Source organism: Geminicoccus sp., from assembly GCF_035556675.1.
Classification (GTDB): domain Bacteria; phylum Pseudomonadota; class Alphaproteobacteria; order Geminicoccales; family Geminicoccaceae; genus Geminicoccus.
In genome coordinates this window covers 1-10711 of the sequence record NZ_DATMFZ010000250.1, presented here as the reverse complement: position 1 = coordinate 10711, position 10711 = coordinate 1, and the positions used below count along the sequence as shown (strand labels likewise).

General features: G+C 69.8%; 10 protein-coding genes and 1 pseudogene. 5 read left to right on the top strand and 6 right to left on the bottom strand.

The annotated features are described in order from the left end of the window. Together VNS22_RS17615 and VNS22_RS17610 are read right to left on the bottom strand one after the other, a co-directional pair. Positions 1 to 206 (bottom strand): annotated as a pseudogene (locus VNS22_RS17615) (sugar ABC transporter permease); the annotation flags it as partial. Continuing rightward, positions 203 to 1528: a sugar ABC transporter substrate-binding protein gene (locus tag VNS22_RS17610; RefSeq protein WP_325734694.1), complete on the bottom strand. Its 1326-nt coding sequence runs from the start codon at positions 1526 to 1528 to the stop codon at positions 203 to 205. The gene VNS22_RS17610 and the pseudogene VNS22_RS17615, both read right to left, overlap by 4 nt. A gap of 214 nt (positions 1529 to 1742) precedes the next feature. On the opposite strand from VNS22_RS17610, the gene VNS22_RS17605 reads away from it, so the two are divergent. The 5 genes from VNS22_RS17605 to VNS22_RS17585 all read left to right on the top strand — a co-directional run bounded on the left by VNS22_RS17605 (position 1743) and on the right by VNS22_RS17585 (position 7444). Then, positions 1743 to 2633 (top strand): dihydrodipicolinate synthase family protein, encoded by an 891-nt coding sequence (locus VNS22_RS17605; RefSeq protein WP_325734693.1) that lies wholly within the window; start codon positions 1743 to 1745, stop codon positions 2631 to 2633. Further along, entirely contained in the window at positions 2630 to 3307 is a 678-nt protein-coding gene (locus VNS22_RS17600) for a GntR family transcriptional regulator (protein WP_325734691.1), read from the top strand. The genes VNS22_RS17605 and VNS22_RS17600 overlap by 4 nt, the downstream gene beginning before the upstream one ends. Before the next feature lie 146 nt (positions 3308 to 3453). Beyond that, a complete protein-coding gene (locus VNS22_RS17595; RefSeq protein ID WP_325734689.1) occupies positions 3454 to 4524 on the top strand; it encodes a zinc-binding dehydrogenase in 1071 nt (356 codons plus the stop codon). Between the two features lie 216 nt (positions 4525 to 4740). After that, positions 4741 to 5739 carry a Fe(3+) ABC transporter substrate-binding protein gene (locus VNS22_RS17590; RefSeq protein ID WP_349261826.1) on the top strand — a complete coding sequence of 333 codons (999 nt, stop codon included), beginning with the start codon at positions 4741 to 4743 and terminating at the stop codon, positions 5737 to 5739. A gap of 61 nt (positions 5740 to 5800) precedes the next feature. Further along, positions 5801 to 7444 carry an iron ABC transporter permease gene (locus VNS22_RS17585; protein ID WP_325734685.1) on the top strand — a complete coding sequence of 548 codons (1644 nt, stop codon included), beginning with the start codon at positions 5801 to 5803 and terminating at the stop codon, positions 7442 to 7444. On the opposite strand, the gene VNS22_RS17580 is transcribed toward VNS22_RS17585, so the two are convergent. Genes VNS22_RS17580 through nikB form a run of 4 tightly spaced genes read right to left on the bottom strand, consistent with a single transcriptional unit; the run spans position 7425 to position 10709 of the window. Continuing rightward, on the bottom strand, positions 7425 to 8216 hold the full coding sequence (locus tag VNS22_RS17580; protein ID WP_325734684.1) for an ABC transporter ATP-binding protein: 792 nt from the start codon (positions 8214 to 8216) through the stop codon (positions 7425 to 7427). The two genes, VNS22_RS17585 and VNS22_RS17580, sit on opposite strands and share 20 nt — an antisense overlap. After that, positions 8213 to 9004 (bottom strand): ATP-binding cassette domain-containing protein, encoded by a 792-nt coding sequence (locus VNS22_RS17575; protein WP_325734682.1) that lies wholly within the window; start codon positions 9002 to 9004, stop codon positions 8213 to 8215. Before VNS22_RS17575 ends, VNS22_RS17580 begins: the two co-directional genes overlap by 4 nt. Next, complete coding sequence (gene nikC / locus VNS22_RS17570) at positions 9001 to 9822, bottom strand: nickel ABC transporter permease subunit NikC (RefSeq protein WP_349261825.1); 822 nt, start codon at positions 9820 to 9822, stop codon at positions 9001 to 9003. The genes VNS22_RS17575 and nikC overlap by 4 nt, the downstream gene beginning before the upstream one ends. Then, positions 9819 to 10709 (bottom strand): nickel ABC transporter permease subunit NikB, encoded by an 891-nt coding sequence (gene nikB, locus VNS22_RS17565; protein WP_349261824.1) that lies wholly within the window; start codon positions 10707 to 10709, stop codon positions 9819 to 9821. The genes nikC and nikB overlap by 4 nt, the downstream gene beginning before the upstream one ends. Positions 10710 to 10711 lie beyond the last annotated feature (2 nt).

Below are 10711 nucleotides of genomic sequence, written 5' to 3'. Positions count from 1 at the left end.
TTGGCCAGGCCCACGAAGCTGCTGCCGCCGCCGATCTGCCACTCGTTCAGGCTCATCCAGATCGTGAACGCCCAGGGGAACACGATCACCGAGGCGACCACGATGAGCGCCGGCAGCACGAACGGCCAGAGCGAGCCGCCGGCCCGCCGGCGCGAGGCCAGGGGCGCGGCGGCGGCAGGCTTCTCCAGGGCCAGGCTGGACGTCATGCCTCGCTCTTGTCGAGCACCGGCTGAAACTGCTGCGTCGCCTGCTTGAGCAAGGCAGCGGGGTCACCCTCGGAGAGCAGGGTGGTGAGTGCGGTGCCGAACGTGTCGCGGAACTCGGTGACCGGGATGATGACCGGCAGGCCCAGCTCGCTGACCTCGGCCGACCCCGCCACGCACTCGACCCATTCGGCCGGCAGGGTCACGCCCTTGCGCACCTCGGGATCGTTCAGGATCGACTTGCGGAACGGCACGCCGCCGCCCGCCTGCAGCAGCCGGGTGCCCATCAGCTTGGACACCGCCCACTGGCAGTAGAGATAGCCGGCTTCCTTGTTGCTGCTGGCCTCGGCCACGCCGATCCCGTCGCCGAACGTGGCCGAGACCTGCTTCACCGGGCCCTTGGGCATCACGCCGTAGCCGACCTTGCCGACGATCCGCGACTTGGTCGGGTCCTCCAGCGGCGGGGCGAAGCCCACCCCGTCCATCCACATGCCGACCTTGCCCTGCAGGAAGGCCGACTGGCATTCGGACCAGTTGAACCCGGCCACGCCCGGCGGGGCCGACTTGGTGAGCAGGCGCTGGTAGAGCTTGGCCGCCTCGATCGCCTCGGGCGTGTCGGTCTTCAGCTGGCCCTGCTCGTCGACCATGGTGCCGCCATAGCCCAGGAGGAACGAGGTCCAGACCGGCACGTTGGCGTTGCGCAGGCCGCGGGCCACGAAGCCGTACTCGCCGTTCGCCGGATCGGTCAGCTTCTCCGCGGCCGTCACCAGCTCGTCGAAGGTCGTGGGATAGGCCACGCCTTTGCGCTCGAACATCTCCTTGTTGTAGTAGACCATCCAGTAGTCGACCGAGAACGGCAGCGAGCGCATCTCGCCGGCATCGTTCTTGGCGTAGAGCAGGCCCGCCGCGGAGAAGTCGTCCTCGGTCAGCGTCGCCTCGGTGAGGTTGCTGTCTTTCAGGAACTGCGAGAAGTCGGCCAGCCACTTGGCCTTCTCGAACTGGCGCTTCTGCACGTGGTAGCTCAGATGGATCACGTCGAAGCTGGGCGAGCCGGAAGTCAGCTCGATCACCGCCTTCTGGCGCTGCTGCTGCTCGGGGATCTGCTCGGAGCCCACCCGAATGCCGGTGAGCTCGGTGAACTCGTCCTCGTATTTCTGCAGCGTCTCGCCGCGCGGCCCCTTGGTCAGCATGACCTCGAGATCAGTGCCCTCGAACGCCTTCCAGGCCGGATCGGCCCATGCCAGCCGCGCCCCCGACAGCCCGAAGGCACCGGCCGCCATCGTGCCGGCCAGCACCGAACGCCGCGTCGTCCTGCCGAATCTCATTCTGGTCGCCTCCCTGTCCGGCCGCCATTTTCACGGCCTGTCCATGGCATGGTGTGAGCCGCCCAGTCTCCCGCCGGGCTCGGCACCACCTTCCTGATCGTTTCCCAGGATCAAACATGGACCTGCCGACCCTGCAAGCGGAATATCCTCGCGCTGACATGTCAGCCGTGGCATCAGCTTGTCGACAGGGCTGGCTCGAATGGTAGGATGACGGATGGCGGGCGATCGGTTCGGACTCTCGGCAGCACTGGCGACGCCGTTCACCGAGGACGGCAGCATCGACCTGGCGCGGATGGTGCGTCATGCCAGCTGGTGCCTTGCCAATGGCTGCGCACGGGTCACCCTGTTCGGCACCACCGGCGAAGGTGCCTCGATCGGGGATGGCGAGCGCGAGGCGGTCTGGCAGGCGCTGGAGGCCGCCGGCATCAGCGAGCACCGCCTGATCGGCGGCGTTGCCGCGTCCTCCATGGAATCGGCGCTGTTCCAGGTGGGCCAAGCCTATGAACATGACGCCCATGCGGTCCTGCTGCCTCCCCCCTTCTACTTCAAGGGCGTGGACGACGAGGGCCTGTTCCGCTGGTTCGCCAGCCTGATCGAGCGGCTGGGCGGCCGCGCCCGCGACCTGCTGCTCTACCACATCCCGTCGGTCACCGCCGTGCCGCTCAGCCTGGCGCTGGTGACGCGGCTGGCCGAGGAATTCCCGGGCGTGGTGACCGGGGTGAAGGATTCCTCGGGCGACTGGGCCTATGCGGAGGCGCTGCTCGCCGCCCATGCCGAGCGGCTGACCATCCTGATCGGCGACGAGCGCCAGCTGGCCCGGGCGGTGCGGCTGGGCGGCCAGGGGGCCATTTCCGGCCTGGCCAATCTCTGCCCGGCGGCATTGCTGCCACTCGCCGCCGAAGGCCAGGATGACGTGCGCATCGCCCGGCTCGTGGATGCGATCTGCGACCAGCCGGTGATCCCGGCAGTCAAGGCGCTGGTGGCGGCGCGCAGCGGCGACCCTGCCTGGACGGCGGTGCGCCCTCCGCTCCTGCCCGCCACGGAGGTCGACGCGCTCCTGCCGCTGCTGGACGGGATGCCGGGCCGGGAAGCCAGGGCGAAATGACCATGCCGGAGACCGGCGACGGGGCTGTCCAGCTGAAGCTGCGCGAGCAGGCCTATGACCGGTTCACCCGGCAGCTCCTCACCCGCGAGCTGCGGCCCGGCCAGTTCGTCTCGCAGCGCGAGCTGGTGGCGCTCACCGGCATGAAGCTGGGTGCGATCCGCGAGCTGATCCCGCGCCTGGAGGCCGAGGGCCTGATCCGCACCGTGCCACAGCGCGGCATGCAGATCGCCCATCTCGACCTCCACCTGATCCGCGACGCCTACCAGTTCCGCCTGTTCCTGGAGGGGCCCGCTACCCGGCTGTTCGTCGAGGCCGCAGCCGACGAGGTGCTCCAGGCCCTGCACGCCCGCCACCTCCTGGTGCTGGAGCGGGCGCGGGCCGAAGGCCATTCCCCGGAGCTGGAGGCGCTGGCCCAGGCGACCGACTGGGGCATGCACGACCAGATCATCGATGCACTCGGCAACGAGATCATCAGCAAGGCCTACCGGGTCAACTCGATCAAGATCCGCCTGATCCGCGACGCCGCCACCCGCATCGACGCGCTGGTGGTCCCGGTCATGGAGGAGCATCTGCGCATCGTCGAGCGGATGCTGGCGCGTGACGCGGCCGGCGCCGAGGCCGCGATGGCGGCGCACATCCAGCACGCCCGCAACCGGGCGCTGGGGATGGGCTGAAGCGGGCTTGCTGCGGCCTCCTGCCCTGAGCCGGCCGGACGATTTCACGTTCAGGCCATGGCGAGACTGCCTTATCGTCCGTCGTGCTCAGGGAAAGGCCGGCCGTCGCCGCCAAGGCGGCGTGCCGAACCAAGAGGAACGAAGCCATGCGTGCGCTGCGCTTTCACGGGGCCAGGGATCTGCGGGTCGACGACATCGCGCCGCCGGACCGGCCGGGGCCGGGCGAGGTGGTGCTGGAGCCGCGCTGGTGCGGGATCTGCGGGACCGATCTGCACGAGTTCATGGCCGGGCCGATCTTCATTCCTACATCGACCGACCCGTTCACCGGCGCCAAGGCGCCGCAGATCCTGGGGCACGAGTTCTCCGCCAAGGTGCTGGCGACCGGCGATGGCGTGACCAGCGTCCAGCCCGGCGACCGGGTGGCGGTGCAGCCGCTGGTGGCACCGCCGGACGACTTCTACACGAGGCGGGGCTTCGGCCAGCTCAGCAGCCGGCTGGGCCTGGTCGGGCTGAACTGGCCCTGGGGCGGGTTCGGCCAGCAGGCGCTGGTGCGCGAGGCCAATGTGGCGAAGCTCCCGGACCAGGTCACGGACGAGCAGGGTGCCATGATCGAGCCCGCGGCCGTGGTGGTCCATGCGGTCGACAAGGGCAAGGTGCAGGCGGGCAGCTCGGTGCTGATCACCGGGGCGGGGCCGATCGGCGCGCTCGCCGCGCTGGCCGCCAGTGCTGCGGGTGCCACCCGGATCATCGTCTCGGAGACCAACCCGCTGCGCCGCGAGCGGATCAGGGAACTGGGCGTGGTCGACGACGTGGTCGATCCACAGGACCAGGGCACCCTCCAGCGGATCGCCGGACAGACCGAGGCCGGCCAGGGCGTGGACGTGGCGATCGAATGCGTCGGCCATGCCGCTGCGTTGGACACCTGCATCCGCGCGGTGCGCCGGCGCGGCACGATCGTGCAGGTGGGCCTGAGCGTGGAGCCCGGCACGGTCGACATCTCCGCGCTGGTGACCAAGGACATCACGCTCGAAGGAAGTTGGTGCTACCCGCTCACGCTCTGGCCGCGCACCATCAGCCTGGTCGCTTCGGGCAAGCTGCCGGTGGAGCGGATCCTGTCGGACAAGGTCGGGCTGGACGAGGCGGTCGGGCGCGGCTTCGACGTCCTGACTCGGCCGGGCTCGGACAAGCTCAAGATCCTGGTGAACGCCCAGGCCTGACCATCGACGGATCGCCGGCTTCGCCCTGTCGAACGGGCGTCGCCGGCACCCGGCGTCAGCAGACTTGAATTAGACCATTTCCAAACTTGTTGCGGTTCGCTTGCGTACCAACCCCGATTATTGTTCTTCATCACCGCAGCTCCTGGGAGCGTCTTCAAGCATAAGGGGTGGGACATGAACGCGGCGAAATCACTGCGGCGCTGGCTGCATGGCACGATGCTGGCGGGTGCAGCGGTTCTGGCGGCGCAGGCGGCGCAGGCCCAGGAAGTGAACATCTACACCACGCGCGAGCCGGGCCTGATCCAGCCGCTCCTCGATGCCTTCACCAAGGAGAGCGGCATTCAGGTCAAGACCGTGGCGCTCAAGGACGGGCTGGCCGAGCGGGTTGCCAGCGAGGGTGAGAATTCGCCCGCCGACGTGCTGATGACCGTAGACTTCGGCAACCTGGTGGATCTGGTCGAGGCCGGCGTGACCCAGCCGGTCAAGTCCGAGGCGCTGGAAAGCGCCATCCCCGCCAACCTGCGCGACGCGGACGGCAACTGGTTCGCCCTCTCGCTGCGCGCGCGGGTCCTTTATGCCGACAAGGACCTGAACGACCTCATCAGCTTCACCTATGAGGAGCTGGCCGATCCCAAGTGGGACGGCAAGGTCTGCATCCGCTCAGGCAAGCATCCGTACAACATCGCGCTCATCTCGACGATGATCGCCAAGGACGGGGCGGAGAAGACCGAGGCCTGGCTGGAGGGTGTGAAGAACAACCTCGCCCGCCCGGCGGCCGGCGGCGACCGCGACGTGGCGCGCGACATCCTGGGCGGCATCTGCGAGATCGGCATCGCCAACTCCTACTATGTGGGCCTGATGCGCAGCGGCAAGGGCGGGCCCGAGCAGGAGGAATGGGCCAAGGCGATCAAGGTGATCCTGCCGACCTTCGCCGATGGCAGCGGTACCCAGGTCAACGTGTCGGGTGCCGCGGTCGCCAAGCACGCGCCGAACAAGGACAATGCGGTCAAGCTGCTGGAATATCTCGTCTCCGACGAGGCGCAGGGCATCTATGCCAGCGCCAACTACGAGTATCCGGTGAAGCCGGGCGCAGCGGTGGATCCGATCATCGAGGCGCTGGGGCCGCTCAAGGTGGACGCGACCCAGCTCACCGAGATCGCCGCCAACCGCAAGACCGCGGCCGAACTGGTCGACAAGGTCGGCTTCGACGAGTAATCGCCCCGGGTGGTGGCGCGGCCACCACCCCTTCCCTCATTTCCGATGGTCGCGGCGCCTGATGCGCTCTTTCCTCGCGACGGCGCTCGATCGTTCGTCCTCCCATTCCGGTCGCGGCTGGCAGATCGCCGCGGCCGCCATCGCCTTTCTGGTGGTGCTGCCGATCCTGGCTCTGCTCGCGATCGCGACCCAGAGTTCCGGCGATCTCTGGCCGCACCTGATCTCCTACGTGCTGCCGCACGCGCTGACCCAGACAGCCCTCCTGCTGCTGGGCGTCAGCCTGATCGTGGTGAGCCTGGGCACCGGCAGCGCCTGGCTGGTCACCGCCTACGACTTCCCGCTGCGCCGCATGTTCGAGTGGGCGCTGCTCCTGCCGCTGGCGATCCCGACCTATATCATCGCGTTCGCCTATCTGGACCTGATGCACCCGATCGGGCCGGTGCAGAGTGTGCTGCGCGCCCTGTTCGGCCTTACGCCGCGCGACCTGCGCTTCTTGGAGATGCGCTCGCTCACCGGCTGCATCTTCGTGCTGGGCATCGTGCTCTATCCCTATGTCTACCTGTTCGCCCGGGCGATGTTCCTGATGCAGGCGGCCAGCATGGTGGATGCCGCGCGGATGCTGGGTGCGGGGCCCCTCGAGGTGTTCTTCCGGGTGGTCCTGCCGATGGCGCGGCCGGCGATCGCGGTGGGCACCAGCCTGGCGCTGATGGAGGCGATCAATGATATCGGCGCATCCGAATTCCTGGGGGTGCAGACCCTCACCGTCTCGATCTACGCCACCTGGATCAACCGGACGAGCCTGCCGGGTGCCGCCCAGATTGCCATCGCCATGCTGGTCGTGGTGGTGGCGCTGATCGTGCTGGAGCGCACCGCCCGCACCCGCCAGCGCTACGCCGCCGAGGCCAGCCGCGCCCGGCGCCTCCAGCCGGTGCGCCTGAAGGGGCCCATGGCCCTCGTCGCCGTGCTGCTCTGCCTGGTGCCGGTCCTGCTGGGCTTCGTGGCGCCGGCTCTCCATCTCGGCAACGAGGCCTGGAAGCGGCTGAGCTTCGCCGGCTTCTCCTCCCGCCTCGTGGAGGAAACGCTCAACACCATGCTGCTCGCCGGCACGGCCACGCTGGTGATCATCCTGGCCGGGCTGGTGGTGGCGTTCACCGCGCGCCAGTCGCGGCTGGGAATCCAGCTCCTGCGCGTCGCCAGCCTGGGCTATGCCGTACCCGGCACCGTGCTGGCGATCGGCCTGCTGTGGCCGATGGCGGCACTCGACCAGGGTCTGAACCGGCTGGGCCTGGTGAGCGGCATGTTCCTGTCCGGCTCGGTGGCAGCCCTGATCTATGCCTATGCCGCCCGATTCATGGCAATCTCGGCGGGCGGCATCGAGGCGGGCCTGGCGCGCATCCCGCCCACCTATGACCAGGCGGCACGGATGCTGGGCCGGACCCGGGCCGGCACGATCCGTGCCATCCACCTGCCTTTGGTCCGCCCGGCCCTGCTGACTGCGGCGCTCCTGGTGTTCGTGGACTGCATGAAGGAGCTGCCGGCCACCCTCCTGCTCCGCCCGCTCGCCTTCGAGACCCTGGCGACGCATCTCTATGGCGAGGCGGCGCGCGGCACCTACGAGGACGGCGCCATCGCCGCCCTCCTGATCGTGCTGTTCGGCCTGATCCCGGTGATCCTGCTGGCCAGACTCAGCCGGAAGGAAGGCTGAGGCCGCTTACTGGCCGGGCCGGCAGGACCGCCGCCTGCAGCCGCGCCAGGGCTGGCGGGACCTCGGCTGCCTGCGGGTCGGCCTCGACCGGCCGGCGGTCCGCCATCACGTAGAGCCGGTCGGCAAAGCCCCGGACCAGGCGCAGGTCGTGGGTGACGAACAGATAGGCGATCCCGGTTTGGCTGCGCAGCCGCTGGAGCAGGCGGAGGATCTGCGCCTGGGTCAGGAGGTCCTGGCTGCTGACCGCCTCGTCGAGCAGGACCAGGCGCGGCGAGAGTACCAGAGCCCGGGCGATGCACAGGCGCTGGAGCTGGCCGCCGCTGAAGCGATGGGCGGGCCGGTCCAGCTCCGCGGGATCGAGCCCGACTGCGCGAGCCAGCCCCGCCACCCGCTCCCGCAGCCCATCGCGCTGCCCGGCATGGCGCAGCGGCTCGGCCACTACCTCGAAGGCGGAAAAGCGCGGGTTGGTGGCACCGAACGGGTCCTGGAACACCGCCTGGACGGCTCGGCGCACGTCCGGCCGGATGCGGCCCCGCCGGTCGTGCAGCGGTGCTCCCTCGAACCGGACCTCGCCCCGGTCGGGCCGTTCCAGCCCGAGGAGGATCCGCCCGAGCGTGCTCTTGCCCGAGCCGGAGGCACCGACCAGCGCCACGCACTCGTCTGGCTCGATCCTGAGATCGGCCCCCTCCAGAACCTGGACCGTTGCCGACCGTCCGAACGGCCCGCCGCCCCGGTAGGCTTTGGCGACCTGGCGCAGCTCGATCAGGCTCATGCCGCGAGCTCCGACGGCTCGCCTTGGCAGAGCGCCAGATGCGCCTCCAGCAGGGCGCGGGTCACTGGCTGGCGCGGCCTCTGGAACAGCTCGCCGACCGCGGCCTGCTCCACGATCCGCCCACCCGCCATGACCGCCACATGATCGGCCAGGCGCGCCACCACCGACAGGTCATGGGTCACCAGCAGGACGCCCAGGCCGCGCCTTGCCCGCAGCCGGCCCAGCAGGTCCAGCACCTGCGCCTGCAGAACGGTGTCGAGATCGGTGGTGGGCTCGTCGGCCAGGAGGAAGCGCGGGTCCAGGGCCAGCGCCAGGGCGATCATCACCCGCTGCAGCATCCCGCCACTCAACTGGAACGGGTAGCGCCCGACGATCTCGGCCGGATGGTCGAACCCGACCTCGGCCAGCAGTTCCAGGGCGCGCGTGCGCGCTGCTCCCCGCCGCAACCCCGCCAGCGCCAGGGTCTCGCGGAAATGACGCTCGATCGTGACGACCGGGTTGAACGAGCTGCGCGGGCTCTGCTGCACCAGTCCGACGGTCCGCCCGCGGAGAGCGGCGAGACCGGCCGTGTCCTGCTCGATGCCATCCAGGATGATCCGGCCGCCCGTCCGCTGCACGCCCGGCGGCAGGAGGCCCAGCAGCGCCAGCGTGGTCAGGCTCTTGCCGCTGCCGCTCGCCCCCACCAGGGCCAGTACCTTCCCTGGCTGGAGGCAGAGCGCCACGTCATCCACCAGCACGCGGCCGGCGGCTTCCAGGCGCAGCCCGACCAGTTCGAGCCGCCCGGTCAATGGACCCGCTCCGCCAGCACCGGGTCGAGCCGGTCGCGCAGGGCGTCGCCAAGCAGGTTGAACGCCATCACCGCGACGAAGATCGCGGCACCCGGCAGGATGATCAGCATGGGCGAGGTCCAGACGAACGGCCGGGCATCGTTGATCATGATGCCCCATTCCGGCGTGGGCGGTGCCACGCCCAGCCCCAGAAAGGACAGGCCGGAGACGTGCAGCATCCAGTGGCCGAGGTCGAGGCTGGCCAGCACCGCCAGCTGGCCCAGCACGCCCGGCAGGATGTGGCGGCGCAGGATCGCGAAGCGCGACCCGCCGGCGACCACCGCTGCGGCCACATAGTCGCGGTTCTTCAGGGACAGGGTCAGGCCGCGCACCAGCCGCGCATACCAGGCCCAGTGCGACAGGATCACCGCGATGATGACGTTGGCGAGCCCGGTGCCGAGCACGCCGATCAGGAACAGCGCCAGCACCAGGGTCGGCACGGTCATGAAGGCGTCGCAGACCCGCATCAGCACCGCGTCGACGGTGCCGCCGGCATAGCCGGCGACCGAGCCCACCAGGATCGCGACCGTGAGCACGCCCACCAGGATGAGCGCCACCGAGCCCAGCGAGGCCCGGGTACCGGCCAGGATCCGGGAGAACAGGTCGCGGCCCAGATGGTCGGTGCCGAGCCAGTGGCTGAACGAGGGCGCGAGCAGCCGCCGCTCCAGGTCCGCCTCGGCCGGGTCGTAGGGGGTGAGCCAGGGGCCGGCCACCGCCAGGACGAGGAGGACCAGGACCAGCCCTAGTGACAGCCAGAGCATCCAGTTCTGCCTAGTCATGACGCGCTGGCGCCAAAGCGGATGCGCGGGTCGAGCCAGGCATAGGCCAGGTCGACCGCCAGGTTGCAGAGCACGAACACCGCCGTCATCAGCAGGATGAAGCCCTGGAGTGCCGGAAAATCGCGGCTGGTGATCGCCTGGAGCGCATAGCGGCCGACGCCTGGCCAGCCGAACACGATCTCCACGATCATCGCCCCGCCGATCAGCTCGCCGACATGCAGGCCGATCGCGGTCACCGGCGGGATCAGGGCGTTGCGCACCACATGGCGGCCGATCACGGCGCGCTCAGACAGGCCGCGGGCCCGGGCGAACAGCAGGTGGCGCTCGCCCAGCTGCGCCAGCACCGAGGCGCGCATCAGGCGCAGGTTGATGGCGGTCGACATCAGCGCGGTGGCGATCGCCGGCAGGACCAGGTGCTCCAGGCCGCCCCGGCCCATCGGCGGCAGCCAGCCCAGCTGGACGGAGAAGACCAGGACCAGGAGGAAGGCCAGCCAGAAGTTCGGGATCGAGGCCCCGACGAAGGCGAACAGCCGGGTGAGCTGGTCCGGCCAGCGGTCCTTGGTCAGCGCCGCCAGGATGCCCAGCGGGATGCCCACCACGATCACCAGGAACAGCGCGGCGCCGGCCAGCTCGAGCGTGGCCGGCAGGTAGTGGAGCAGCTCGTCCAGCACCGGCCGCCTTGTGACCCAGGACGTGCCGAGGTCGAGCCGGACCGCACCCGCCAGCCAATGGAGGTACTGGAGGGGGATCGGCTGGTCGAGGCCCAGCTCCGTCCGGGCCTGCGCCAGGGCGGCCTCGGTCGGCGGGATCTGGGCCAGGCGCAGATAGTCCAGCGCCGGGTCACCGTGGCCCAGGCGCAGCACGAGGAACACCGCCACCGAGACGATCA

Excerpts from the sequence above, each read along its gene's own strand:
- VNS22_RS17610 (WP_325734694.1), bottom strand. The coding sequence starts at position 1,528 with ATGAGATTCGGCAGGACGACGCGGCGTTCGGTGCTGGCCGGCACGATG.
- VNS22_RS17605 (WP_325734693.1), top strand. The coding sequence starts at position 1,743 with ATGGCGGGCGATCGGTTCGGACTCTCGGCAGCACTGGCGACGCCGTTC.
- VNS22_RS17595 (WP_325734689.1), top strand. The coding sequence starts at position 3,454 with ATGCGTGCGCTGCGCTTTCACGGGGCCAGGGATCTGCGGGTCGACGAC.
- nikC (WP_349261825.1), bottom strand. The coding sequence starts at position 9,822 with ATGACTAGGCAGAACTGGATGCTCTGGCTGTCACTAGGGCTGGTCCTG.
- VNS22_RS17585 (WP_325734685.1), top strand. The coding sequence starts at position 5,801 with ATGCGCTCTTTCCTCGCGACGGCGCTCGATCGTTCGTCCTCCCATTCC.
- VNS22_RS17600 (WP_325734691.1), top strand. The coding sequence starts at position 2,630 with ATGACCATGCCGGAGACCGGCGACGGGGCTGTCCAGCTGAAGCTGCGC.
- VNS22_RS17580 (WP_325734684.1), bottom strand. The coding sequence starts at position 8,216 with ATGAGCCTGATCGAGCTGCGCCAGGTCGCCAAAGCCTACCGGGGCGGC.
- VNS22_RS17590 (WP_349261826.1), top strand. The coding sequence starts at position 4,741 with ATGCTGGCGGGTGCAGCGGTTCTGGCGGCGCAGGCGGCGCAGGCCCAG.